Source organism: Leptospirillum ferrooxidans C2-3, assembly GCF_000284315.1.
GTDB classification, from domain to species: Bacteria; Nitrospirota; Leptospirillia; order Leptospirillales; family Leptospirillaceae; genus Leptospirillum; species Leptospirillum ferrooxidans.
Genome location: NC_017094.1, coordinates 1,321,459 through 1,345,330, shown reverse-complemented (window position 1 = coordinate 1,345,330; position 23,872 = coordinate 1,321,459). Strand labels below are relative to the sequence as shown.

Sequence of the window (23,872 nt, the reverse complement as noted above, 5' to 3'; positions counted from 1 at the left end):
CGATGTCTTTTTAAAAGACATCGGGTCTTAAAATAGATCACGTCTTCAACAAGAAGTGCTGAAAGTGGGTTGAGAGTTCTACTTAACTAATTTAATAATTAATTTATTCAATGACTTAATCCAGACATCATTAATTAATATAAGAGGATAAGATATAATCACACTTATTAACAAAGTAAACAAAATTATTAAGATAAAGTAATGAGGATAATTATTTGATATCATATAAATATATAAAGAACTACTAAATGAACAGATAATTAATACATGGATAAGATAAAGAGGGAATGATATCTTTCCTAGAACAACAGCGATTTTCGATTTGAATCCACTCAATCTTAAGTTATAAAGAGAAAATATTAGAAGACAGGATCCAACTGTATTAGAATAAATATAATTTATATTTTTAAAATATAAATAAGCTCCACATGACTGATAATGACCTAAAAGGTATAATCCAATTCCTCCTAAGACAAACTTGAAAGCTTTATATAAAGAATTATTTTTTTCAATTTCAGGGAAATATATTGCACAAGTAATCCCTGCGACAAAGGGCAATAACCAGATATTATTATAAATTACTATCATAAAAATAATTAATAAAAAGTATAAGATAATAACTCTGAGTTCTTTTTTTCTAGAATTAAAATTTAAGATCCAAAGAGCAAGACCAAAGACAACGAAACTCCCTAAGAATTCATTATGCATAGTCCACATAGAAGAGTCATAATAGAGCCTCATCCAATATGGTATGAGTCTGAAAGGGGGTTCGTGATTCCAGTAAGAAATGAGTCTGAAAGAGATCGAATCGTTCATAATATAGGGCATGGTGATCAATATGGACGAGGCGAAGCTCAAAACGCTGATGCAAGTAGAAGAGTTTTTGAAAGGAATAGAGAGCCTGTTCTGTGTGGTCAAGGAGGAACGATACCCCTTTGTTCAGCGCACCCTGACGCGGTTTGGGTATGAGAAACTTGGACGGAAGGAGAAGGGTGTGGTCCTTCGGTATCTTGAACGGATGACCGGACTCTCCCGCCAGCAGGTGACCCGGCTTGTCCGGAAATTTCAGGCCACGGGGACGGTGACACTGGGATACCAGTCGCCCAGGCAGGGATTCAAGAGAGTTTTTACTCCTCGCGATGTGGCTCTTCTGGCAGAGATGGATGAACGGCATGGAACCCTTTCCGGACCCGCCACGAAGAAGCTGATGGAGCGGGCCGTTAAGATCTACGGAGAAGAAAAGTATGCTGTCCTCTCCGGGATTTCGGTCTCCCACCTGTACAACCTGAGGGGCGGCAAAGAGTACATCTCAAAACGCCGGCATTGGACGAAAACCCGGTCCACGAAAGCTCCCATTGGGGAACGACGCGCTCCCCGTCCGGAAGGCTCTCCCGGGTATCTCCGGATCGACAGCGTGCATCAGGGAGACCAGGACGGGCAGAAAGGGGTCTATCACATCAATGCCGTCGATTGCGTGACCCAGTACCAGGTGGTGGCCACTTGCGAGAAGATCAGCGAAGCCTACCTGATCCCGGTTTTAAAAGAGATGATAGAGGCCTTTCCCTTCGTGATTCTGGGCATTCATGCCGACAACGGATCGGAATATATCAACTATCAGGTCGCCAAGCTCCTGAAGAAGCTTCTGATCGAGCTTACCAAGAGCCGGCCACGACACTCAAACGACAATGCCCTGGCAGAATCCAAGAATGCTTCCGTGGTGAGAAAGCATCTGGGATATGCCCATATTCCCCAAGTCTTTTCCAAGGAGGTCAATACCTTCTGTCGGGAGCACCTGAACCCTTACGTGAACTTCCACCGGCCCTGTTTCTTCCCCAGAACCGTGACCGATACAAAAGGAAAGGAGAAGAAAAGCTATCGATATGAGGACATGAAAACACCTTTTGAAAAGTTCAAGTCCCTCCCCTCTTCGGAGAGTTGCCTGAAACCGGGTGTGACCATGTCCCAACTGGAAAAGATCGCCTTGTCAAAGACGGATAATGAAGCGGCAGAACAGATGAATATCGCTAGGGATTCCCTTTTTCAGTCCTGGACAGAAAGACCTGAAAAACGGGCCTGAGGATCAGAAAGCCAAAAACTCAGATCCAGACTTTTAACCAGAAACGATTCTGATCTTTTTCCTCATCGGAGGATCTGATTTTCAGACTCATTCTTCAATTGGAATTGACTAATAGTAATCTCCAATTATAAAAGTTTTCCATAATCCTTGATTTAATGCATCCCAAAATGAGAACAGGAATGGATTGCCAGACGTATATGAATTAGCAAAGCTGCTTAGCCATGGAGAATTAGTAATTTTTCCTGCCTCTTTGAAATGATAAAAATTTAAATAAAAAAAAGTCCATGAAATAAGCGTTGCTATTGTTGTTAAAACCGCTAATCTTGGCAATCTTTTAATGGAATTTATTAAAATATTTTTTTTATTTTCATTTACCAATGCGGTTCTACTTAATACAAAACCTGATAAAACAAAAAATAAAATTACTGCGCCAGTTCCGTTCATTAATACGAAATAATACTTGCAAGGCAATCTGAAATTTATTGAAGAATTTTGAAATATACCAACCCATTCTGGATGGAATCCAAGTATAGAATGCCATAATACAACAATTATAGATGCTAATCCTCTCAATGCTTCTAATGATTCTTTCCTTTTTCCACCCTGTTGGATCCCCATCTGCATTCATCTCTCCTATGCCTGTGCAAGCGAATTTGTGAAAAAAGTTGAGCGTTGATCTACTTTGAAGGTACATATATTTTTCCGGAAATACTAACCAGTTGGATGAGGAGTCATACGAGTTATGATGGAAAGTGGTGTTTGGAGGGATTGAAAAGAAAAGGCGTGTCCTGCTGAAATGTGGTTGCCGAACCACAACAATTCAGCCAAGGGAGCACGCCACATGGAAGAGAATACACTGATCGGGTTTGTGAAGCCAGGGACAGCCTCATCCAATATGGTATGAGTCTGAAAGGGGGTTCGTGATTCCAGTAAGAAATGAGTCTGAAAGAGATCGAATCGTTCATAATATAGGGCATGGTGATCAATATGGACGAGGCGAAGCTCAAAACGCTGATGCAAGTAGAAGAGTTTTTGAAAGGAATAGAGAGCCTGTTCTGTGTGGTCAAGGAGGAACGATACCCCTTTGTTCAGCGCACCCTGACGCGGTTTGGGTATGAGAAACTAGGACGGAAGGAGAAGGGTGTGGTCCTTCGGTATCTTGAACGGATGACCGGACTCTCCCGCCAGCAGGTGACCCGGCTTGTCCGGAAGTTTCAGGCCACGGGGACGGTGACACTGGGATACCAGTCGCCCAGGCAGGGATTCAAGAGAGTTTTTACTCCTCGCGATGTGGCTCTTCTGGCAGAGATGGATGAACGGCATGGAACCCTTTCCGGACCCGCCACGAAGAAGCTGATGGAGCGGGCCGTTAAGATCTACGGAGAAGAAAAGTATGCTGTCCTCTCCGGGATTTCGGTCTCCCACCTGTACAACCTGAGGGGCGGCAAAGAGTACATCTCAAAACGCCGGCATTGGACGAAAACCCGGTCCACGAAAGCTCCCATTGGGGAACGACGCGCTCCCCGTCCGGAAGGCTCTCCCGGGTATCTCCGGATCGACAGCGTGCATCAGGGAGACCAGGACGGGCAGAAAGGGGTCTATCACATCAATGCCGTCGATTGCGTGACCCAGTACCAAGTGGTGGCCACTTGCGAGAAGATCAGCGAAGCCTACCTGATCCCGGTTTTAAAAGAGATGATAGAGGCCTTTCCCTTCGTGATTCTGGGCATTCATGCCGACAACGGATCGGAATATATCAACTACCAGGTCGCCAAGCTCCTGAAGAAGCTCCTGATCGAGCTTACCAAGAGCCGGCCACGACACTCAAACGACAATGCCCTGGCAGAATCCAAGAATGCTTCCGTGGTGAGAAAGCATCTGGGATATGCCCATATTCCCCAAGTCTTTTCCAAGGAGGTCAATACCTTCTGTCGGGAGCACCTGAACCCTTACGTGAACTTCCACCGGCCCTGTTTCTTCCCCAGAACCGTGACCGATACAAAAGGAAAGGAGAAGAAAAGCGATCGATATGAGGACATGAAAACACCTTTTGAAAAGTTCAAGTCCCTCCTCTGTTCGGAGAGTTGCCTGAAACCGGGTGTGACCATGTCCCAACTGGAAAAGATCGCCTTGTCAAAGACGGATAATGAAGCGGCAGAACAGATGAATATCGCTAGGGATTCCCTTTTTCAGTCCTGGACAGAAAGACCTGAAAAACGGGCCTGAGGATCAGAAAGCCAAAAACTCAGATCCAGACTTTTAACCAGAAACGATTCTGATCTTTTTCCTCATCGGAGGATCTGATTTTCAGACTCATTCTTCAATTGGAATTGACTGGGACGATTTCAGACCCGTTGACCGAACTTTTGAGGATGGGAGCCCGGAAATTGATCGAAGCAGCCATTCAGGCGGAATTGTCTGAATTCCTTGGGCAGTTCGAGCAACGGAAGACCTCCGAGGGGAAAAGAGGAGTGATCCGAAACGGGTATCAACCGGAACGGGAGATTCTGACGGGGGTCGGAGCAGTCTCCGTTCGGATTCCGAAGGTCCGGAGCAGGACAGGAGACGCAGTAACCTTTCGATCTGCGCTGGTTCCTCCGTATGTTCGGAAAACAAGATCTCTGGAAGCGGCGCTTCCCTGGCTCTACCTCAAGGGGATTTCGACAGGTGAGATGCAGGAGGCTCTCTCCGTTCTAGTGGGACCCGAAGCCAAAGGACTCTCCCCTGGCGTGATTCGACGACTGAAGGAAAGCTGGCTCCAGGAAGACTCCGAGTGGAAGAAACGGAGTCTGGACAAAGACCGCTGGGTGTATCTCTGGGCGGACGGAATCTACAGCGGAATTCGGGCCAGTTCGGAACGTTTATGCGCTCTCGTGATTGTTGGAGTGAATAATCGGGGAGAAAAGCACTTCTTGGCGATCGAGGATGGAATGAGAGAATCGATCCAGAGCTGGAAGGATGTCCTTCTGGATCTGAAGGAACGGGACCTTTCTTCTCCCAAACTGGCCATTGGGGATGGGGCCATGGGGTTCTGGGGAGCCATGGAGGCGGTCTTTCCCCAAACGACGCATCAGCGGTGTTGGGTTCATAAGACAGCCAATGTTCTCAACTACCTTCCGGACTCCCTTCAGGAGAAGGCCAAGAAAGGACTCCATGAGATCTGGATGTCGGAAGGCCGAGAACCGGCTCAGAAAGCGTTCGACACGTTTCTAAAAACCTACGAAGCCAAATACCCGAAAGCCACGGAATGTCTCCTGAAAGATCGGGAACCGCTCCTGCCTTCTACGACTTTCCGGCGGAGCATTGGATTCACATCCGGACGACCAACCCGATTGAATCGACCTTTGCCACGATTCGACCTCGGACCAATCAGTCCCGAGGATGCTTCAGCAAAGAGACAATCCTGACCATGATGTTTAAGTTGGGACTTTGTGCCGAGAAACGGTGGAGAAAGATCAAGGGGTTCAACCACCTGACTCTGATTCTGGAAGGGAAAATATTTAAAGACGGAATTCTAGAGGACAACTCAAAGCAGGACGCGGCTTGATGCTCTCAAACACCACTTTTGACTATTTCTCAGTTCCAGTCCCCGCGCCCCTAGAAATGCTTCTACTATGGGGAGTACATCCTGTTCCAGAAATTCTTTCGATCTTCCGGTAATGACGAAATCGTCCGCGTACCTCACCATATGGACCAGATGTCTGGAGTGGAAGAGTTCCTTGAGTTCATGTTCCAGACCATCCAGCGCCCAGTTCGCTACCGTTGGGGAAATAATTCCGCCCTGAGGCGTTTCGGCCACTGTGGGAGAGAAGAGTTGACGGTGAATAAACCCTGCCTTGAGCCACTTCTGGAGAATCCTCTTGTCCGTTGGGACATTGGTCCTCAACCAGTTATGGTCTATGTTGTCAAAGCAGCCTTTGATATCCCTTCCATTATCTACTGAGGCGAAGCGCGTTTTGCGAGCAAGGTAAAGCATTGCCCCATGGCATCCGCTGTGGACCGAAAAGGTCGGAACCCATAGGAGTTCGGATCGGCCGCTTCTTCCGAGACGGGGATGAGGGCTAAAAGAAACGTTGCCTGCATCACCCGGTCTTTCATCGTCGGAATGCCCAGCCCCCGAAGCTTTCCGTTTTTCTTCGGAATGAAAACGCGACGGAGAGGAAGGGGGTTGTACCCTCTTCTTCTGAGCGACAACACGGCTCTGGATTTTTCCTCCGGGGTTTTCCAGAGCATTCGGTCCACACCCGGAGTATTTTTCCATTGGTTCGTCGTCACCCGCCGGACCGCAAGAACTTTGGCGGCCAGCGAGCGGGTCAGGATGTGTTGCAAGGATTTGACCTTGCTCTTCTTCCCTTCCCGAAATGCCTTTGCAAGTCGGGTAACCACCCCCTGTGTCAGGATAATTGTCGCATGACTTTGAGAAGTCTTTGAGGGAAGATTGATTCAAAACTAAACAGGCGAGGAGAGAAAACATGGGTCAACAATACGCATTGGAATTCAAGGAAAGCATCGTCAAGAGAATGCTTTCTCCTCAGAACGAATATATCCCCACCTTGTCCCGGGAAACCGGGATTCCTGTCGATACTCTTTATACCTGGAGGGTTAAATATCGATCCCGGTTCATGGGCGCAGCCCTTTTGAAAGATCGGGAAACGTCTTCCCTGAGCTCGGAAGAGAAGCTTTCAATCCTTCTCGAAACAATGTCCTTAAATGAACACGAGTTGGGAGAGTATTGTCGTCAAAAGGGCCTCTACCCGGAACAGATTGAGGCCTGGAAGAAAACGGTTCTGGAGGGGTTGGGCTCTCTCCCTGAAAAGACGCAGAGGGAAAAGGTATCTCAGCAAGCCAAAACGATCCGGCAGCTGAAAAGCGAGCTTCTTCGGAAGGAAAAAGCCCTGGCAGAGGCGGCCACTCTCCTGATGCTTAAAAAAAAGTGGACGCTCTTTTGGAGGAAAAAGAGGTCGGAAGATCGATGGGGAGTCCCGTCAGGAAATGACACGTTTGATCGAGGAAGCCCGAAAGGAGGGGGCTCGCCTTTCCAGGATCTGTGCCGTTCTGGAGATTTCTCCCAGGACGTTCCAGCGACATGGGAAGAAGAAAGCGGGAGGAGAGGACGGGCGCAAGGCAGCCCAGACGAAACGAGCCCCTGCCAATGGGCTCACTTGCGAAGAGGAGGCCATGATTGTATCAACGGTGAACGAACCTCGCTTCGCCTCCATGTCTCCGGCCCAGATCGTTCCGATTCTGGCCGATGAAGAGCAGTATCTGGCATCGGAGTCGACTCTCTACCGAATCGAGGGCAGCTTGCCCATCGTGGGCGTTCCAAGGCCCCGACGCACAAGCGTCCTTCGCCGCTTGAAGCCACCGCTCCGAATCAGGTCTGGACATGGGATATCACCTATCTCTCCCCGACCGTCAAAGGCCATTTTTTCTATTTGTACCTGATTCTGGATCTTTACAGCCGAAAGGTTGTGGGATGGGAGGTCTATGCGGAAGAATCCTCCGAACATGCGGCCGAGACGATCCGGAAAACCGTTTTTCGGGAGAGAAAAGGAGGGATCGCGCCGAAGGTCGTCCTGCACTCGGACAATGGGGCGGCTATGAAGGGAGCCACAATGCTTGGAACGCTCCAGATGCTGAGAATTCGCCCCTCATTCGGGCGTCCTTCCGTCAGTAATGACAACGCCTATTCGGAGTCACTCTTCAAAACCCTGAAATACCGGCCGGACGACCCGGTGGAAAAGCCCTTCGACACACTGGAAGAGGGGCGGAAATGGGTCTCATCTTTCACAGGGTGGTACAACGAAGAGCACCGCCACAGTGCCATCAAGTTTGTAACGCCTTCACAGAGACATAGAGGAGAAGATCGAGAGATTCTGACTCGAAGGGACCGAACTTACCATGAAGCACAAAAGAAAAATCCCGAACGATGGTCCGGAAAAACGAGAGACTGGACGCCTATCGAAAAAGTGACTTTGAATCCTCAAAAAGAGGTGGTCAGTAAAGACCAAAATTTTAATGAGGAAAAGTCCAAGAAAATGCGACAGATTGTTTGACAATTACCGCTACCCTTACCTGCTGAAAAACGTCGTGCCCCAACACCCTCAGCATATCTGGGGCATCGACATAACGTACATCCGTCTTATGGGGGGATGGCTGTACCTGGTGGCTGTCATCGATTGGTATTCACTGTATGTGGTGAGCTGGGAGCTGGATCAAAGCATGGAACAGCCATTTGTCATGAGAGCGGTGGAGAGCGCTTTATCGAAGGGGGTTCCTGTGAGCTGGAACAGTGATCAAGGATCCCATTTCACAAGTGATCTTTACACCAAAAGGCTGGAAATGGAAGGCATTAAAATCAGTATGGACGGCCGTCGGCGAGCCATCGACAACATCTTTAGCGAAAGGCTCTGGAGGAGTCTAAAATATGAGGACATATACCTGAAGGAATACCGCTCTCCACGGGAAGCCAGAACAGGAATTGAAAATTCTTTCCGGTTTTACAATGAAGCGCGACCTCATCAGAGTCTTGACTACAAAACACCGTTAGAGATTTATAAGATTTCTTTGAAGGTCAAAGACACTGAACGACCAAGTGAAGTTCATTCTCATTTGAAGCAATTGTGCTTAACAAAGTCAAAAAATGGTCTTAATACATGGGTCCAATTCAAGAGGTGACAAGAACGGGCCGTGGTTTTACCTGTGCCCCATCTACAAAAGGGACTTGGTAGATATAGATGTTTCCGGGTATGACATCATCATGCATGCGTATATCGCTCCCAAAGGACATCCTCTTCCGGATCGTCGTCGACAACTGTTGCGTAGGCCGCAAGATTGAAGCGGTCATCATCGCTTAGACTTTCAAATTCAGATTTGGGGCGTAATGGCATCAGTATGACCTCGAACTCATCACCCATATCGAGTGGAACATTGATGTGAAGCTGGTGATTCCCATCGACGCGAACGATTTCACGAATGACTTTCTGTTTCATGAGAGTGTCTCCAAACAGGCTCTTATCCCGTGAACTTCATTAATTGTTTTGGAAAATGGATGACGGGTCAAAAGGTACGGACTTTCTTGGGAGTGACGATAACGCACTCTAGGAATCGCTCTCCAATCAAACACGACCGTATTCCTGAATCTGTTCCAACACGACGTTACGAATGTCTTTTTGGTACTGATAGGCGCGGTACCAGACGGAGGTCTCTTCCAAGGCGCTTAGAAGATTCCATCTTGGCCGCCATCCCAGCCGTGCCCTGGCCTTTGAAGAGTCCAGCCTGAGGGAATTGGCTTCATGGGGCTGTTCTCCATCAGAAGTTTTCCATCCGGCCTTCTCACCCCACATGGTTGTCAGCCGATCGGCAATCCAGGAGACCGGACGGGCATCGTCGTCATTCGGTCCGAAATTCCACCCCTCGGCCAATTCCGGACCATTCTCCCATAATTTTTCAGCCAGAAGAAAATAGCCCGAAAGAGGCCAAGAACATGTTGCCAGGGACGAAAGGCTCTGGGATTCCGGATGATGACCGTCTCCTCATTCATGAACGCCCGCATGATGTCCGGAATCAAACGATCCTCTGCCCAGTCCCCACCGCCTATCACATTTCCGGCTCTTGCCGATGACAGTGCCACGCCATGGCAGCTAAAATCCCCAGAAGGGAAAAAGGAGTTTCTGAACGCTGATGTCACGAGTTCAGAACAGGCTTTGCTGTTGCTGTAGGGATCATATCCCCCATCGGTTCATTTTCCCGGTACCCCAAGACCCATTCCCGATTTTCATAGCACTTGTCGCTTGTAACATGTTAGTAGCAAGTAGAGTTGTCCGGTTTTATAGCAAATGAGTTGTCCACTTTTTTTCATTTAAAAACTCCGGGTTTCCCCGTTCTCAGACATGAGCTTCGACCGGGCGGATTCCGGTCGAAAGAGCTTTGGTTCGTGGTTCCTTTTTCGTTTTTGGAATCTCCGGTTTTTCGACAGGATAGTCGGAAAGCTTCCGGGGTCCATGAAACAGGGAGAGCGATCCGTCGGGATGCCGGTGGATCTTGCTGTGGCCCGGACGTAATGGAGCCGGTACCGGTCGGAAGGGATCTGAAGGGTCCGTCCTTCGAAAGACACGCAGTTGTCGTTGCCAACAATCCGTTCGTGGTGCTCGCAGAGAATCTCGTCTATAGAGTCTCCGGTCCAGGGAACGAAGGCCGATCCTTCCTCCGGGGCCCGATGGGAAAATTCGGTATTGAAGGCTGGAAGATAGACGTCGGACAGATAGCGGTTGGCCGCTTCCATCGTCGTGATTCCCGCCAGGGCGAGCTCTTTGGGAAGACGCTCCTGATGGGTCCGGAAAGCCCGTTCACTGCGTCCCCGCGCTTCGGGGGAGTAGGCGGCAATCATTTCGATGCCCAGCTGTTTCATCGCCCGTCCAAACTGGGTGAGGTTCTTCTTGTCCACCTTCCCTCCCGCTTCCGGCGTGACCCAGTAGTGGCTGCCCCGGTCTGTGTACAGGGAGGAAGGAAGCCCTTTTTTCCCGATCACCTCCCGTATCCCCTGAAGGCTGGACGCGGTTCCCTCCTCCTCCACAAAGAACATGCTGTAATGCTCATTGGTCGCATCATCCATCGTCACCACCAGATCCCAGATCTGTCCGGACACCCAGGGATGACTGCTGGCATCCTGATGGATCATCATCCCTTCCCAGGCCGCACGTTCCCGTCTCTTCCGGTGCTTCCCCTTGCCAGGAGCTTTCCGGACCGCTCCGTTCTCCTGAAGCGTCTTCTTGACCCAGGTATAGCTCCGTTTCCCGCCTTCTTTCCGGTACCAGAAGTGAAAGTGTTTCACGTTCCAGCCATCATGCCGGCTCCGGTACTTTTCGACCAGTCCCAGGGCTTCATCGACCGGGGCCCGTCTCGATGAGGCCTGGGTGAGTCGTTTGTCCAGAATCCCCTGGATCCCTTCCTCCTCGACTCGCCGGACATATCTCCGGAAGGTCCTTTCACTCATCCCGAGAATCCGGCCGGCCTCTTCCTGAGTGAGGCATCCTTTCTTCCATTCATTCCAGGTGTCTTCAAAACGCATCTTCCGGATCTCCTGTAGCACATTTGTTCGGTCCATTCTGGGTCCTCCTTGGACCCATTATGGAACCGGACAAGTCTTGCGCTACAAAACCGGACAGATTATGTGTTCCCTACACTTGTCGCTTGTAACATTGACGACAACCCGGGTTCCGGGGATCCGGCGAACCGCGTCCAGAAGGTTCACCATTCCCATGACATTGGTCGCATAGGTTTCGACCGGATTCTGATAGGAGGGTCTGACCAGAGCCTGAGCGGCCATATGGAAAATAACTTCGGGCCTGTGGGATTGGATAGAGGATGGCTGATCCAGATCCCTCACATTTCCGGTGAGAGAAACCATTCCGAAAGCGACGTCTGCAAGCTCAAAGAGGCTGGGATTGGTCGGAGGAGGAAGGGCATACCCCACAACGTTCGCCCCCGCACTTTAAAGCCAGAGAGAAAGCCAGCTTCCATTGAAGCCTGTGTGACCGGTGATCAACACCTTTTTTTTATTCCAGAAAGAAGGATCCATATGTCGTCCCTTTACCACATCTTCCAGGGAGCCTTGCCGGAAGACCATAACTCCTCAAGATGGGTCTTAAGGTATCCATCGGCTCCCAGAATCCCTCATGCAGGTAGGCCGAAATCTGACCTTCTTTTGCCAGTCTCTCCATCGGGGCTCTTTCCCAGATCGTCTCGTCGCCTTCAATATAGTCGAGAACCTTCGGGGAGAGGATAAAAAATCCCCCATTGATCCATGCGCCGTCCCCTTCAGGCTTTTCCTGAAAGTTGATAATCTTGTTTTCACTCATATTGATCGATCCGAATCGGTCGGGAGGCTTGGTGGCGGTCAATGTGGCCAATGTTCCATTTGTTTTATGGAACTCGATCAGGCGAGCGATATCCACGTCACCCACGCCGTCTCCGTAGGTGCAGCAAAAATCGTCCTCTCCAAGATAGCTCCTGACCCGTTTGATTCGTCCGCCAGTCATCGTGCTCTCGCCCGTATCGAGCAAAGTGACGCGCCATGGCTCGGCACTGTTCTGGTGGACCTCCATTTGTCCGTATCTATCCTGAAGCCAATCATCCTCAGTATGACCCCAGTAGCTCCATCCTCCATGTTTCTTATTTTCAGGGGGGAAATGAGGATCGTTTCTCCTTCCTGTCGAGTTTCTTTCAAGGTGCGGAGTGTGTTCCGAAGGCTGAAAGCCTTCGTTCTGATGAGTTGATCCGACGTTGTCCTGATCATGTGTCCTGGATACAGCCGTAGATCTCTTCAACAACAGTCCGGAACAGTGTTTCTCGCAACCATCCTTCCCGACCAATGGATCGCGACCTGAAGGTTACAGTGTCTTCTATTATTCTGGAAAGAATTCTTTTAAGACCACTCTGGAAATCATTTGCAAAAATGAGTCTTCCGCATTTCATTATTTCATTTGTTCCCTCCCAACCGGTAATCCCTTGGAATTGGCCGTTCTGGTCTATATTCAAATATCGGGAAAGATCAATCGGAACAATCTTCCATATCTCGGAGGAATCCCTTCACTCCGATTGATTGGCAATACGGGGAGGGTGAGATGTGGCCCGGATTCTGGTGGTTGGCTGTTTTTCTGATAACGTTCCTTGCCGTGACGCTTCCTCAAAAATCGGAAGGATCTCCCGTTCCGACCGTTGAGATCTCCGGCTTCACTCCCCGCTGGGGAGCATCAGCCGTTCGCCTTTCAAACGGAACAGTCGTTATTACAGGAGGTTTCTCCGGGGAGGATCTGGGCACCACAGAAATCTGGCATCCCGGGTCTCGAACCTGGACCCGTGCCGCATCCGATCCCCAAAGCCGGACAAGCGCTTCGGCCGTGCCCCTTCCCGACGGTACGGTCATGGTGACCGGCGGATATAACGGTCACTATCTCCAGACGAATGAGATTTTTGACCCCGTCCGGAACCGGTGGAAAAAGATCGCTTCCGATCCTGTTCCCCGGGGAGGGGGCGCAGCCGCCCTCCTGCCGAATGGAGATGTTTTTGTCACGGGAGGGTTCAACGATACCGGATACCTGGACTCCTCCGAGATCTACCGGCCCCGTTCCGGACTATGGCATCCTGTCCGCCCAGACCCTGTTCTCCGATGGGCTTTTGTCGCCGTCACCCTGAATAACGGAAACGTCCTGGTGGTCGGAGGGTATAACGGTCAGACATTGGGCTCGGCTTCCCAATACGACCCAAGATCGGATACCTGGAAAACAGTGGCTCCTGACCCTGTCCCCCGATGGGGAGCATCGACGGTTCTCCTCCCCTCCGGAAATGTTCTCGTGATCGATGGCTACCATGGGAGTTATCTGGCCACTGCCGAGATTTATTCCCCTTTAAAAAATACCTGGACCCCCGTGGCACCCGATCCCGTTCCCCGCGAGAAAGCCATCGCCGTTTTGCTATCCGACGGCACTGTTCTTGTGGAAGGAGGATTGAATCCCGGAGGATTTCCCTCAGTCGGAGAGATCTACAATCCCGGAACGGACAAATGGGCGCATCTGCCTTCATCGAATGATAAAACCCCGTGAAGGGCAGGCTGTTCCAGCATTATGGGAAAGGAAGCTCCTTTGCAGAAGGTCGCGATCGTTTACCCAATAACGCTCCTTATGGCCAAAATGGCCAAATTTTTGGAAGAGTCGGGGAAAGCGGACCAGAAGAACGCGATAGCCCATCCGGCAGGCTTTGTGTCCCAAGGCTTCTCCCAGATAGCTTTTGCCCACTCCGGTCGGGCCGGTGATGAGGAGGTTCTGGCGGTTGGCGATCCACTGGCCGGAGAGAAGCGTCTGGAGCAGTGCCTTGGGAAGGTTCCGGGGACTCAGGAAGTCGAGATTCTGTCCCCGTGGAGATCTCGAAGGGGAGCCTTCAGGCGGGAAAAATCTCGGAAAGAAGAATCGATAACCCGGGCAAAAGGGGCGTCTCGAGCCGGTCCTCAATCCCGAATTCCAGGGCGGCCGCATAGTGTCCATCAATAAGACGGAAGACCTGGATCATATTCAGCTTGGGATCCACGATCCAGTACTCGGGAACGCCGAACCGCTCGTAGAGGGAATGTTTCTTCCGTCGGTCCATGATTTCGGTCCCTTCGGACAGGATCTCGACAAGAAGGTCCGGAATCCCCTGGATATTCTGTTCAGTAATGATGGACAAACGATCTTTCGAGACGAAGACCAGATCTGGCTCGACCACCTGAGGCGGGTCTTTGGAAAAAACAACGTCGTAGGGGGCGGAAAAGCTCCTCCCTACCGGTCTTGTTTTCAAAAAAGACCAGAAGAACCCGGAAAGGTTCCAAGAAATTTCCTGATGGCGAGTATTGGGGGACGGGGTCATGCAGAGACCTCCATCGAGGATCTCGTAGCGAACCGGGCCTCCTTCGGGAAGCGACATGAATTCTTCATAGGTCCATTCTTTGAGACTGGTCGTTTTCATCGGAACCTCCTTCTTACCGCAACGCAGGCATGTTGCCATTATACCCCGTTTTTGGGTCCGTTCCAACCTCAAAAAACGTGATGAGAAGAGGCTAGGAAGGGGGAAAGCCAAGGATATGGAAGGCCGCTACTCCTGGAACAGACGCATGATTCGATTCGTGTCTTTTTTGGGTATACCCCATCCTGACGTAAGGCACAGGGTGCAAAACGCGTCAGAATAAGGTCCTTTTTCGCATTATTTGACCCTCTCCCTCAAGGGTCTTAGACTCCAACTGACACTTTTAGACCGGATCTTCCTTATCTGTCCCCTTGCCCCCAGAAAGGCCGGGCCGGACGAAAGACCACCACCCGATGGCTCTTGATGAGAAGAGGCTCGCAGGTCTTGGGTTTGGCCCGTACGATCCGCTCTCTTCCATATCTCGAATGTCCCAAACCCCGTCAGATTGACCACCTTGCCATCCAGAACGGTCTGAGTGATCTCCCCAATTACGAAACCCAGAGCCTCGCGAACAGTCTTCCGTGGAAGATCGGTCCCTCCTCCCTGGCTCCGTGTGGACCGGGCGATGTCGGTTCGATTCAAGCCCCCTTTTTTCCTGTGTGTTTTTTCAGCCTTGGAAAGTGCTCTGTTTTGTTGCACGGGCCAAGTATATCCTTATGCTCCATAAAAACAAAAAATCATATTCGATAAGCGGAAGATTCCTCGGATACTTTATGTTTGTATTTTTGAGCCTTGGCCATTTTATGTTTGCTTTTCTCATCTGGCATTCCCGAGTTTTTGGAAATCTCCAAGAGATTTCCAATGCCAAAGAAGGAATTTCCTTCAGGAAACATCCTTTGATCGATAACAATGGAAGATCTGGAAGAGACTCCCAAGTCGAATTTTGCTCGAAAATTGGAACGATAATGTGTCCGAACGATAATATATTCCTATAAAAAACCATAAAATCTCCGATTCGGGCATTTTATGCTTCCCAACTCATGACTGATTTCTGAAAGGGGGCTGAGTCTACAAGTAGGGTAGCCGGAGACCCTTTCAGCTCCCAAGCCCCCGAGGAACCCGGCGTGAAAGTTTCCCTTCACCGGGCTCGATCACCTCAAAAGCGTTGGCTGTCAGGCCCGCCCGCCTCACTCCCATCCATCGTGGTCACGGAATGCGTTCCCGGAGACCGGATATAGTGGCGCGACCGATTCCTCCCAAAGGAGAATCGAGTTTTTGCACGGGCCAGCGTACAAACGTTTCAATGCGTTCTTTCGGGGGAGAAAGGACAAGAATGAAGGAAGCCACAGAATGGGTCTCCGGAGGGGAGATTTGCCCCGGTCTCAAAGAACAGGGAGCCGGAATCCCCCCCAGGGAAAAAGTCCGCGTGAGTTCTCTTATCGAAATAGCCTTCGAAGCCGCCGGAGTTGTTGAACCAAAAGGACTTAAAAGAGGCTAAACAACCTCTTGACTTTCTGCCCAGACCATATATTTCTGATGGAAAGACGGGAATGCGGAAAAAGTCCAACTCTTGGATTACCAGGTGGAGGAAACAATGGAAAAACTGAACAATATCCATCCAGGAGAAATCTTGAAAAAGATCCGTCCTCTTTCTGCATAAATCCAATGCCTGCTTCCTCTTCTCGATCATCGAGCACCGGCTTCGGGGGAAGGGTGAGATCCGCTCCTGGAAAATGCTGTGCGCCCTTCCCGGAATCCTTTCCCGGACCACCGTCACTGGGCGGGATCCCCATATCGGCTTTGACCACCGCGTCCGGATGACCTCGAAACCCGAGCCGGAATAGAGGGGGATCCTCGACAAGCTCGGCAGCAAGAGCCATTTCCACCGGGTCGTTTCTCGCTGCCGTCCCGAAGAGAGAAGGCGCAGGAACCATCCTCAGGTTTCAGTACACAAAATGAACAATCATAGTTCGCAAGACATTGTCTCGCCTTGATTATTTTTTAAAAATCTGAAATTGGACTAATGGTTCCGCGACTTTAATCTCCCTCCATCCGAGCAATGTTCTCAAGGTCTTTCTTTCGTTGCTTCAGAAGCTTTTCATAAGAGGCCGAGTTTTTCGTGCAGACCAGAGTGTAGGGGCGAGATTTTTTTTCGGTGGTCGAATCCAGGTCCAGGCGGTCTTTTTGTATGGAGATTATTATGTGCTCCCTGCGACTTTCAGCGGCTTTAAAACTCCAGGCGCCGCGATCGGGATCGGCAAGAAATTCCCTGAGGATTTTACAATCGGGACATTTGCAGGAAATCTTCGAGAATCTTACCCAATCCTTTGGGGGCTCAAGGAGACTGGCTGCCCGTTCACGCAAACGGTCGAGACAATGGGTCCTGAGTATTTTAAAGGAAGGACTCGGTTCATTCCCTTTAGAGTTCAAAAAAACAAGAACAGCGGGAATCAGCGATTCGTCCAGACCGTAAGTTTCAGGGTTTTCCAGGATGTAGCGGGATGAACGGATCGAGAGATGGGGAGCGATCCGTTCGAGGGCTTCGAGGAGGTTGACGATGAAAACAGGCTTTTCTTCTTTCACGAATTTGGGGTTCTTTCCGGTCAGAACCTCGACCAGGGTTTCGGCGCTTTTTTCGAGAGGCATCTTCTGCTCTTGATCGTTGTCCGATCTGGCCCATCGTTTGAAGAGATCGGCACATGCCTCCAGCGCAGATTCCGCATTTTTCTCGATCAAATTCGTCATGAGGCTTGAAAAACGGGAAGAAGGCAGAAGGCGGATTGTTCCGATCAATGCTTCGTTGTCCTTATGGCCGTAAACGGGAGGGACCATGTGACGTTCAATGAAGGCTACGATATGGTTTTCATTTCCCAAGCGCAAAAGAAGGTTCAGCATACGAGGCGTGAGTTTTAGCTCAGAACTCCATGGGTTGAGGCGTTCCGGGACAGTCCATGAATTGATGATGAGGGCGGAAAGCTCCTCTGCCTGCTTTTCGAGGAGGGATTTCTGTCCCGAATGAGCGTTTTCCCATTCCCAGATCAGTTTATCCAGAAAAGGGATAGAGATTGCCAGACCTGCCCGATGGATGACAGACATCTTTCGATCTCTGGGCCAGAGGACCAGGGCAGCGCTTTGGTAGCTCCTTTCGAAAGAGGCGCCCTCATTTCCCGTTGCCTCATGAAAGGACTCTTCCAACTCTTCAAGGTTGTCCAGCGCATTTTCCGGGCATAGTTCGTTTTCTTCGAAAGGAAGGCTCTCTGTTTCGAAGGGTACCCCTTCGGGGTGCTGCCAATGGGAAAGGGAGAGGGTTCTATCGAAGACCTCGTCCACTTCAAAGTTGGACTCATCGTCCTCATCTTCTTTCCATCTGGAGCGATAGGAGCCGTTATAGCTTGCTGAACCGCTTTCCTCCATGGATAGAAGAGCCAGATGAAGGTCGCATCCCGATTTTTCTGCAGCCAGGGTCAGGACAGAAGCCACTGCCGCATCCGTTCCCTTGAGGGATCCGAAGGAAAGTTCTGCTGGAGTATAGGCATGTTCCAGTGGATAGATGATCTTTTCCGGAATGCTCGAATCGGGCATTCCCTTTTCGTGAACCCAATCCTTGAGGAATTTTATGACATTGTCTGTTTCCGACTGGTAGTCGGGAGGTGTCGGGAGCTGATCCGTTCCCACCCGTTTTAGATTGTAGACAAGCGTCAGGCGGCATCCCGATGTGACGGGTTCGACTTCGTGTACGCAATCGGCATAAAAAGCGGCAAAAGACAGTTCGGAAGGATCCGAGGTCTGGAGATCGATTCGGGATGCCTTGCCCTTATGGTGCACGATAAGCTCTCCGCCTGTGTAAGCGGAAGGAAGGGCGATCACAAGGGTTGCAAACATGCCAGGGATCTTTTCTGTATCGCGATGATCCAGAAAAAAGCCTCCCGTATCGTAAATCAACAGCTTGTAAAACTCGGCCGCGACAGGTTCTCTCACCCCCAGACCTTCGACCGCCAGAATGACAATGTTTTGTAGTGTTTCTGCCCAGTGCCGGCCCTCGATGCGAATCCGGTCCGGGGGGATTTGTCGGGTGTTGCGAACCGCTGTGTCGAGCAGCGTTTTCCCCCCTTTGCCGTAGGGAGCCTGCTCGGAAACAGAAAAAATTTGTCCGGACTGTTCGAGTGTCAGCGGAAGAGAAACAGACCCGACTCCTTCGAGTATCAGCCGGGGCATGAATGTTTCGATGATTCCACTGGTCTTGAAATCGCCATTGCGATCGATTGTACTTAACAGCTTGGCAAACTTGTTTAAAGAAAATGGCATGGCGGATTCCTCTTTTTAATATCTTGGTGGTTCGGGATTGGACTGATTTTAACCGGATGTTTCTCCATGATTTGACATCCTCCTTTCCGAACAGGCGCTGCGGGCTTGCCCAGCCCTGAGAATATTCCTTGCGGCATTGGCGTCGGCGTTCTCCGGATGACCGCAGGCCACGCAGGCGAACGCCTCCTGCGTCTTCCGGTTTTCCGGACAGACATGTCCGCAGGCAGAGCAGGTCTGGCTCGTGTACCGGGGGGGGAACCCGGACCAGACGTCCTCCGTTTCGGGACAGCTTTTCGTTCAGGAGGGTCAGGAAGATCCCCCATCCCTGCGAGAGAGGATGGAGCGGTTCAGTCCGGACTTCTGCCGGACGTTCTGCCAAGGAGCATCGGCCGTCCTCCGGTCGGATCGGGAGATGTTCCGGATCTTCAGATCCTCGACAAAGACGACGTCTTGGGTTTCGCCGATCGAAGTCGAGATCTTCTCGTGGGTCTTTGCCACGTGGAGCTTCTCTTTCCGGAAGTTCTTCATCATGGACCCTTCACGGTATTCCCGGGAGAGTTTCCTCTGCTCCCAACGGAGCCCGTTTCATGACCAGAAAAGTCTCTGCATCCGGATGGATTCGGAAACCGTCCGATGTCGTGGCAAACGTCGGCCACCCCAAGGTCCAGTGCGATCTCCGGAGCGGTTCTTGTGTTGGCTCCGGAATCTCTCGTTCTGCCTGGACGGAGACGGACCATCGACCGGCCTTGGGAAGAAAAATCCGGGGGAAGGCGTTCCGTTCGTCAGGATCTTTTTCCGACATGTCGATCTTGATCTGGAGGGCGTCCGGGAACCGGAGAGCGTCTCCTTCCTCCCTTTCTTCTTCGTCAGTCCGTCCCAAAACGCCCTCTCCAGGAACTTGGGAGCCCACTGCTGGGTGTGGACAGGACCGGCTGAAAGGAACCCGTACTCGGACAACGGGGCGCCGATGAAGGGAGCAACAATGCTTGGAACGCTCCAGATGCTGGGAATTCGCCCCTCATTCGGGCGCCCTTCAGGAAGTCTGACAACGCCTATTCTGAGTCACTCTTCAAAACCCTGAAATACCGTCCGGACGACCCGGTGGAAAAGCCCTTTGACTCGTTGGAAGAAGCCCGGAAATGGGTCTCTTCCTTCACAGGGTAGTACAACGCAGAGCACCGCCACAGTGCCATCAAGTTTGTGACGCCTTCACAAAGACATAGTGGGAAAGATCGAGAAATTCTGACTCGAAGGGACCGAACTTACCAGGAAGCCCAAAAGCAAAACCCCGAACGATGGTCGGGGAAAACTCGAGACTGGACGCCTATCGAAAAAGTGACTTTGAATCCTCAAAAAGAGGCAGTTCGTAACGACCAAAATTTGAAAGAGGAAAAGTCCAAAAAAATGCGACAGATTGCTTGACAATTACCGGGACAAAGAAGACCCCGCACTAACATGGCGATGTCAAGCCTCTCAAAACCCGATACAAAGGGCGGCTCTGCCGTCCGCGCTTATTCTTTCCCGCCCTGAAGAGCGAGGTTTGGGGCGCATCTGATCAACCGTTATGGGAGATGCCCCTCAAGAATTGGAAAGGGGAAATCCATATGGCAGAAGTTGGAAGAGAGATCCTGTCGGATCAGGTCCTGTTGTATGCACCTGTCATCAACTCATCTCCTTGTAAAGGAGGTTCGTCAGCAGCTCGATCTAAAAAGATCAGAAGATCTTCTGGTTTGGATTGCCCCGTCCTTTTTTTTAAAAACTCTGCAGCTGTTTCGACCAAGCCGACTTTCTCTGCCAGCGCTACTGCTATCCATTGATTGAGAGAGACACCATCTTCATGTGCCAGCCGTTGCGCTGCCGTTTTCAGGGAAACAGATATTTTTAGAGGATAAGAGTCTTGCTCATTGGGAAATCTCCTTGAGAAACTGACCTGGAAGAACGACTCTCAGAGAAAAGCATTCTGTTGCTTTTTGAAAATCGGCCAGATTGTAAGTCATCAGGGCATCGGCATGCTCATTTGTGGCTGCTTCTAAAACCATTTCATCGTCAGTATCCTTCAATTGTGGACGCCATCGAAAGTGAACATCTACCGGTTCACATGCGCTGGCCAGGGCGAAGAGAAATTTGTCGATATCATCCAAGCTCATGCCAATGACCGATCGGTTCTCTGGCCGTTTAAGTACATCTTCGTATTCCAAGAACAGGGCAATGGTAGCGAGTGGGCGAATTCTCTGTAAAGAAACCAGTCTCAGGTGAGCACTTCCAGCGTCAGACGCACTTCGCATGGCGGCAACGATCACCGAAGTATCCAAAACGACCTTTTTCATACCCTACTATGATATGACATTTTATAGGGTATCTGAAACTCTCTCTACTTTCTCAGTCGGGTAAGGGCAGAGCATGACTGCTCCACTTCCCCTTGTTAACGACTCAACGGCTTTTCTTCTGTCCTCCGGGGTTTTCCAGACGATCCAGTACACTCCGGGGGTGTTCTTGCCTCTGTTTTCCGAAATTCGTTTGACGGAGAGACACTACGAAGAAGCCGGAACCCAAACGGGACAATTCGGGACGGCATGTCCGTAACGGAGTACGGGCCAAGGCCGGACTCAACCTGGCGATCCTGTCATCCACCTCTGGCGGTAATTGTTAAGCACAATTGCTTCAAATGAGAATGAGCTTCACTTGCTCCTTCAGTGTCTTTGACCTTCAAAGAAATCTTATAAATCTCTAACGGTGTTTTGTCGTTAAGACTCTGATGAGGTCGCGCTTCATGTCGGGTAGCAAGAAGCCGTCACCGGCTCCCCGCCCTCTGAGAACTCGCCGTGCGAGTTTCCCCGCAGCAAGCTCAAGTCATTGAAAGCCCCGGATCTCACCGGAGCCCGGTATTCTCGCTACCACGCTGTGCATGGACCATAAATTCGGTCCCACTCTCTCTGAAGTTTCGAACGTGTTTTCCGTTCATTGAGATAGTCCGTCCATTTGGGATTGGACGGATGAGCCTGACCTTTGATCTTAACATGTCTCCGGATGGGCGTCTTGAAGCCTTCAACAAGCTCCAGTCTGCCTTTCGGAAGCGTAAAGCCCAAGTTTCTGAGTCCCCGACGCTGAAAGTATTGATGATCGATCCAGCGCCGTCCTTTTTCGGGATGTCTTCTCTTGAGCCAGGTCCACAGCAGGCTCCAGAGGATATCATCGATTTTTCCGAAGGTCGTTTTTGCCACGATGTGCCGATAATAATTGGCCCATCCCCGGATGACCGGATTCAGTGTTTGGATCAGCCATGTCTGGTTTTTTGATTGGGCAAACTTCAGAATATTTCGGACCTTGTCCAAAAAGGAGCTGACGTTGTTCCCGGCAGGTTGATCAGGAGTTTGTCTCCATATTCCCGGACATTTTGGCCCAAGAAAAGAAGTCGAACCCTACCCGGATATGCACGACACGCGTCTTCTCTTGCGAGAGGAGCAGACCTCGTTCCTGCAGGAATGTTTCCACAACAGGATTGACTTCGTATTGAGGGAGATCTTTCGAGCTCCCGGTGATGATGGAGTCGTCGGCATATTTCACAATATGGACAAGACAACTGGGAGAAAAAGGAGGATCCTTAAGGATCTCTTCCAGTCCGTCTAGGACCATGTTGGTCATGGTTGGAGAAGCAATATCCCCTTGCGGGGTTCCTTCCATGGAGGGAAAGAAAGTTCGTTTGTCGATGTACCCCGCCCCCAGCCACTTTTGGAGGACGACCTTCTCCACAGGGATATGGTCGAGCAACCATGGGTGACTGATCGTGTCGAAACAGCTCTTGATGTCGCCTTCCAGAATCCATTGAGGTGATGCTCTTTGAGACAGCAGAACGAAACACTGCCCGATGGCATCGGCCGTGGACCGGTCAGGTCTGAAGCCATAAGAGTTCGGTTCCGCCGTTTCCTCCGCGATAGGGATGCGGACGATGCATGGGATCAAGGTCGTGGACATGATCCCGGGGAGTCCCGGATGTCAGGCGACATGGATGTCCGATGGCGCTCTGATCAGACTTTCGGCAGGGATACCCAGGTTTCTGTGCAAATTTCTGATCATTCGCAAAGTCAGAGGCCGGGTGTGGTTGAGAACTTCGTAGACTCGGTTGAGCCGACCGATCATTGGCTCAAGATCCTTCGGAGTCAACCCCTTCTGATCCATGCTGAACTTGATCGCCTCGACTGGATCGGGCATATCCAGCGGTAAATGTTTTTGCTCGTAGGACTCGATCAGTGTCGTCAGAATGTCGAGCCTCTCACCTTCCGCGGTGTCGGCATCGGCCGTCATCAGGGACTCAACTTCGGCGAGTGCCCCTCGGTAATCCTGATCCGTCTTGATGGGTTTAATATCCATCCTTCTCTCCTTCAAATGCTCTGGACATCTATCTCGTCGTATTGAGCATGCGTTCCAATGAATCGCACATAGCCCACCCGATAAGGGTAGTTGATCCAGAGCACTAGTCGATATTTGTTTCCAGCGATGTTGAACACCACGCGACCGTCGTGGAGGACGCTGGCATTGCCAAAATCCCTCTTTACTTCCGCTGGAGTCGCCCAGTCGGACTTGAGAGCAACCCGATACCATGCCAACGCAGGTTCTTTTGCATCCTGATAAGCCGGATTGTTCTCCCAGAAGGATCTTAGCGTTGAAATGGCAATGATGCGCATTCCAAAATAATAGTCCCGTTTTGGGACAAGATCAAGTATGTCGGCTTGTCGTGCACGACCATGTCAAAGTCGTCACTCGGAACGGCATTGGAATAAAAAAAGTCGGGTAAGGACAGAGCATGACTGCTCCACCTTCCCTTGTTGGCGACCTATCATCTTTTCTTCTGTCCTCCGGGGTTTTTCCTTCTGGATTCTCCCACATTCGAGCCACTGCCAGTTCCTTCGCAGCGGTCGAGTGGCTCAGCAAGCGCTGAAGGTTTTTATCTTCCTTCCACACGCCTTCGCGATGGGGAACGGAAGTCTTTTAACCGTCTGGGCATCTTCACCTGATTGTTCCGTGGCTTGCGCGCAGAGGAGTCCAAAGGGTCGT

At 50.6% G+C, this 23,872-nt stretch carries 20 protein-coding genes and 9 pseudogenes; 8 read left to right on the top strand and 21 right to left on the bottom strand.

Annotation, left to right across the window (positions count from 1 at the left end; translation table 11 throughout):
• Nucleotides 1-78 precede the first annotated feature (78 nt).
• On the bottom strand, nucleotides 79-816 hold the full coding sequence (locus LFE_RS14720) for an acyltransferase family protein (protein WP_407081005.1): 738 nt from the start codon (nucleotides 814-816) through the stop codon (nucleotides 79-81).
• Between the two features lie 10 nt (nucleotides 817-826).
• Between LFE_RS14720 and LFE_RS06890 the strand changes: the two genes are divergently transcribed.
• Nucleotides 827-2,077, top strand: a complete 1,251-nt coding sequence (locus tag LFE_RS06890; RefSeq protein WP_014449138.1) for an integrase catalytic domain-containing protein — start codon at nucleotides 827-829, stop codon at nucleotides 2,075-2,077.
• Between the two features lie 108 nt (nucleotides 2,078-2,185).
• On the opposite strand, the gene LFE_RS13700 is transcribed toward LFE_RS06890, so the two are convergent.
• The gene (locus tag LFE_RS13700) at nucleotides 2,186-2,701 is read right to left on the bottom strand and encodes an acyltransferase family protein (RefSeq protein ID WP_014449510.1); all 516 of its coding nucleotides are present in this window, start codon (nucleotides 2,699-2,701) and stop codon (nucleotides 2,186-2,188) included.
• Nucleotides 2,702-3,052: 351 nt separating this feature from the next.
• On the opposite strand from LFE_RS13700, the gene LFE_RS06880 reads away from it, so the two are divergent.
• Nucleotides 3,053-4,303: an integrase catalytic domain-containing protein gene (locus LFE_RS06880; RefSeq protein ID WP_014449509.1), complete on the top strand. Its 1,251-nt coding sequence runs from the start codon at nucleotides 3,053-3,055 to the stop codon at nucleotides 4,301-4,303.
• A gap of 77 nt (nucleotides 4,304-4,380) precedes the next feature.
• A pseudogene (locus tag LFE_RS06875) lies at nucleotides 4,381-5,624 on the top strand (IS256 family transposase).
• A gap of 30 nt (nucleotides 5,625-5,654) precedes the next feature.
• Here the strand turns inward: LFE_RS06875 and LFE_RS14715 are convergent.
• Nucleotides 5,655-6,454, bottom strand: a pseudogene (locus LFE_RS14715) (reverse transcriptase domain-containing protein); the annotation flags it as partial.
• A gap of 95 nt (nucleotides 6,455-6,549) precedes the next feature.
• Between LFE_RS14715 and LFE_RS13115 the strand changes: the two are divergent.
• Together LFE_RS13115 and LFE_RS06855 are read left to right on the top strand one after the other, a co-directional pair.
• Nucleotides 6,550-8,133: pseudogene (locus tag LFE_RS13115) on the top strand (IS3 family transposase).
• 7 nt (nucleotides 8,134-8,140) lie between these two features.
• Nucleotides 8,141-8,635, top strand: a pseudogene (locus LFE_RS06855) (IS3 family transposase); the annotation flags it as partial.
• A 200-nt stretch (nucleotides 8,636-8,835) separates the two neighbouring features.
• Here LFE_RS06855 and LFE_RS06850 read toward each other — a convergent pair.
• The 5 genes and pseudogenes from LFE_RS06850 to LFE_RS06830 all read right to left on the bottom strand — a co-directional run.
• Nucleotides 8,836-9,069, bottom strand: a complete 234-nt coding sequence (locus tag LFE_RS06850; RefSeq protein ID WP_014449501.1) for a hypothetical protein — start codon at nucleotides 9,067-9,069, stop codon at nucleotides 8,836-8,838.
• 126 nt (nucleotides 9,070-9,195) lie between these two features.
• Nucleotides 9,196-9,880: pseudogene (gene rfbG, locus LFE_RS14710) on the bottom strand (CDP-glucose 4,6-dehydratase); the annotation flags it as partial.
• A 58-nt stretch (nucleotides 9,881-9,938) separates the two neighbouring features.
• Nucleotides 9,939-11,183 carry an ISNCY family transposase gene (locus tag LFE_RS06840; protein ID WP_014449498.1) on the bottom strand — a complete coding sequence of 415 codons (1,245 nt, stop codon included), beginning with the start codon at nucleotides 11,181-11,183 and terminating at the stop codon, nucleotides 9,939-9,941.
• 66 nt (nucleotides 11,184-11,249) lie between these two features.
• A pseudogene (locus LFE_RS06835) lies at nucleotides 11,250-11,657 on the bottom strand (GDP-mannose 4,6-dehydratase); the annotation flags it as partial.
• 11 nt (nucleotides 11,658-11,668) lie between these two features.
• Nucleotides 11,669-12,234 (bottom strand): annotated as a pseudogene (locus tag LFE_RS06830) (sugar phosphate nucleotidyltransferase); the annotation flags it as partial.
• Between the two features lie 468 nt (nucleotides 12,235-12,702).
• Here LFE_RS06830 and LFE_RS06820 point away from each other — a divergent pair.
• Nucleotides 12,703-13,680: a Kelch repeat-containing protein gene (locus LFE_RS06820; RefSeq protein WP_014449495.1), complete on the top strand. Its 978-nt coding sequence runs from the start codon at nucleotides 12,703-12,705 to the stop codon at nucleotides 13,678-13,680.
• On the opposite strand, the gene LFE_RS06815 is transcribed toward LFE_RS06820, so the two are convergent.
• From LFE_RS06815 to LFE_RS14130, 4 genes are all read right to left on the bottom strand, one after another.
• Nucleotides 13,657-14,085: an ATP-binding protein gene (locus LFE_RS06815; protein WP_041774156.1), complete on the bottom strand. Its 429-nt coding sequence runs from the start codon at nucleotides 14,083-14,085 to the stop codon at nucleotides 13,657-13,659. The two genes, LFE_RS06820 and LFE_RS06815, sit on opposite strands and share 24 nt — an antisense overlap.
• A complete protein-coding gene (locus LFE_RS06810; protein ID WP_014449494.1) occupies nucleotides 14,015-14,578 on the bottom strand; it encodes a Uma2 family endonuclease in 564 nt (187 codons plus the stop codon). Before LFE_RS06810 ends, LFE_RS06815 begins: the two co-directional genes overlap by 71 nt.
• A 234-nt stretch (nucleotides 14,579-14,812) precedes the next feature.
• Nucleotides 14,813-15,157: an HU family DNA-binding protein gene (locus LFE_RS06805; RefSeq protein ID WP_158310250.1), complete on the bottom strand. Its 345-nt coding sequence runs from the start codon at nucleotides 15,155-15,157 to the stop codon at nucleotides 14,813-14,815.
• A 564-nt stretch (nucleotides 15,158-15,721) separates the two neighbouring features.
• The gene (locus tag LFE_RS14130) at nucleotides 15,722-15,862 is read right to left on the bottom strand and encodes a hypothetical protein (protein ID WP_158310249.1); all 141 of its coding nucleotides are present in this window, start codon (nucleotides 15,860-15,862) and stop codon (nucleotides 15,722-15,724) included.
• Between LFE_RS14130 and LFE_RS14385 the strand changes: the two genes are divergently transcribed.
• Nucleotides 15,849-16,013 (top strand): hypothetical protein, encoded by a 165-nt coding sequence (locus LFE_RS14385; protein WP_014449493.1) that lies wholly within the window; start codon nucleotides 15,849-15,851, stop codon nucleotides 16,011-16,013. The genes LFE_RS14130 and LFE_RS14385 overlap by 14 nt on opposite strands.
• Here LFE_RS14385 and LFE_RS06790 read toward each other — a convergent pair.
• The 3 genes and pseudogenes from LFE_RS06790 to LFE_RS13950 form a co-directional block, all read right to left on the bottom strand.
• Entirely contained in the window at nucleotides 16,000-16,449 is a 450-nt protein-coding gene (locus tag LFE_RS06790) for a hypothetical protein (RefSeq protein ID WP_041774149.1), read from the bottom strand. The genes LFE_RS14385 and LFE_RS06790 overlap by 14 nt on opposite strands.
• Nucleotides 16,450-16,552: 103 nt before the next feature.
• Complete coding sequence (locus tag LFE_RS06785; protein WP_014449492.1) at nucleotides 16,553-18,820, bottom strand: 2OG-Fe(II) oxygenase; 2,268 nt, start codon at nucleotides 18,818-18,820, stop codon at nucleotides 16,553-16,555.
• 48 nt (nucleotides 18,821-18,868) lie between these two features.
• Nucleotides 18,869-19,021, bottom strand: a pseudogene (locus LFE_RS13950) (hypothetical protein); the annotation flags it as partial.
• 745 nt (nucleotides 19,022-19,766) lie between these two features.
• On the opposite strand from LFE_RS13950, the pseudogene LFE_RS14380 reads away from it, so the two are divergent.
• Nucleotides 19,767-20,242 (top strand): annotated as a pseudogene (locus tag LFE_RS14380) (integrase core domain-containing protein); the annotation flags it as partial.
• Between the two features lie 479 nt (nucleotides 20,243-20,721).
• Here LFE_RS14380 and LFE_RS06765 read toward each other — a convergent pair.
• The 6 genes from LFE_RS06765 to LFE_RS06745 all read right to left on the bottom strand — a co-directional run bounded on the left by LFE_RS06765 (nucleotide 20,722) and on the right by LFE_RS06745 (nucleotide 23,502).
• Nucleotides 20,722-21,147 carry a putative toxin-antitoxin system toxin component, PIN family gene (locus tag LFE_RS06765; RefSeq protein WP_014449488.1) on the bottom strand — a complete coding sequence of 142 codons (426 nt, stop codon included), beginning with the start codon at nucleotides 21,145-21,147 and terminating at the stop codon, nucleotides 20,722-20,724.
• 21 nt (nucleotides 21,148-21,168) lie between these two features.
• On the bottom strand, nucleotides 21,169-21,300 hold the full coding sequence (locus LFE_RS14705; protein WP_407080998.1) for a hypothetical protein: 132 nt from the start codon (nucleotides 21,298-21,300) through the stop codon (nucleotides 21,169-21,171).
• A gap of 411 nt (nucleotides 21,301-21,711) precedes the next feature.
• Nucleotides 21,712-22,152: a group II intron maturase-specific domain-containing protein gene (locus tag LFE_RS13090; protein ID WP_014449486.1), complete on the bottom strand. Its 441-nt coding sequence runs from the start codon at nucleotides 22,150-22,152 to the stop codon at nucleotides 21,712-21,714.
• A 31-nt stretch (nucleotides 22,153-22,183) separates the two neighbouring features.
• Complete coding sequence (locus LFE_RS13085; RefSeq protein ID WP_014449485.1) at nucleotides 22,184-22,792, bottom strand: reverse transcriptase domain-containing protein; 609 nt, start codon at nucleotides 22,790-22,792, stop codon at nucleotides 22,184-22,186.
• A gap of 21 nt (nucleotides 22,793-22,813) precedes the next feature.
• Nucleotides 22,814-23,188 (bottom strand): helix-turn-helix domain-containing protein, encoded by a 375-nt coding sequence (locus LFE_RS06750; protein ID WP_014449484.1) that lies wholly within the window; start codon nucleotides 23,186-23,188, stop codon nucleotides 22,814-22,816.
• Nucleotides 23,189-23,199: 11 nt separating this feature from the next.
• Nucleotides 23,200-23,502 (bottom strand): type II toxin-antitoxin system HigB family toxin, encoded by a 303-nt coding sequence (locus LFE_RS06745; RefSeq protein WP_014449483.1) that lies wholly within the window; start codon nucleotides 23,500-23,502, stop codon nucleotides 23,200-23,202.
• Between the last annotated feature and the right edge of the window lie 370 nt (nucleotides 23,503-23,872).

Coding starts and splice junctions, on each gene's coding strand:
- LFE_RS13085 (WP_014449485.1), bottom strand. CDS start 22,792: ATGTCCACGACCTTGATCCCATGCATCGTCCGCATCCCTATCGCGGAG.
- LFE_RS06785 (WP_014449492.1), bottom strand. CDS start 18,820: ATGCCATTTTCTTTAAACAAGTTTGCCAAGCTGTTAAGTACAATCGAT.
- LFE_RS06810 (WP_014449494.1), bottom strand. CDS start 14,578: ATGAAAACGACCAGTCTCAAAGAATGGACCTATGAAGAATTCATGTCG.
- LFE_RS06820 (WP_014449495.1), top strand. CDS start 12,703: ATGTGGCCCGGATTCTGGTGGTTGGCTGTTTTTCTGATAACGTTCCTT.
- LFE_RS06880 (WP_014449509.1), top strand. CDS start 3,053: ATGGTGATCAATATGGACGAGGCGAAGCTCAAAACGCTGATGCAAGTA.
- LFE_RS06745 (WP_014449483.1), bottom strand. CDS start 23,502: ATGCGCATCATTGCCATTTCAACGCTAAGATCCTTCTGGGAGAACAAT.
- LFE_RS06765 (WP_014449488.1), bottom strand. CDS start 21,147: ATGAAAAAGGTCGTTTTGGATACTTCGGTGATCGTTGCCGCCATGCGA.
- LFE_RS06850 (WP_014449501.1), bottom strand. CDS start 9,069: ATGAAACAGAAAGTCATTCGTGAAATCGTTCGCGTCGATGGGAATCAC.
- LFE_RS06840 (WP_014449498.1), bottom strand. CDS start 11,183: ATGGACCGAACAAATGTGCTACAGGAGATCCGGAAGATGCGTTTTGAA.
- LFE_RS14385 (WP_014449493.1), top strand. CDS start 15,849: ATGAAGGAAGCCACAGAATGGGTCTCCGGAGGGGAGATTTGCCCCGGT.
- LFE_RS06750 (WP_014449484.1), bottom strand. CDS start 23,188: ATGGATATTAAACCCATCAAGACGGATCAGGATTACCGAGGGGCACTC.
- LFE_RS06790 (WP_041774149.1), bottom strand. CDS start 16,449: ATGGTTCCTGCGCCTTCTCTCTTCGGGACGGCAGCGAGAAACGACCCG.
- LFE_RS14720 (WP_407081005.1), bottom strand. CDS start 816: ATGAACGATTCGATCTCTTTCAGACTCATTTCTTACTGGAATCACGAA.
- LFE_RS13700 (WP_014449510.1), bottom strand. CDS start 2,701: ATGCAGATGGGGATCCAACAGGGTGGAAAAAGGAAAGAATCATTAGAA.
- LFE_RS06890 (WP_014449138.1), top strand. CDS start 827: ATGGTGATCAATATGGACGAGGCGAAGCTCAAAACGCTGATGCAAGTA.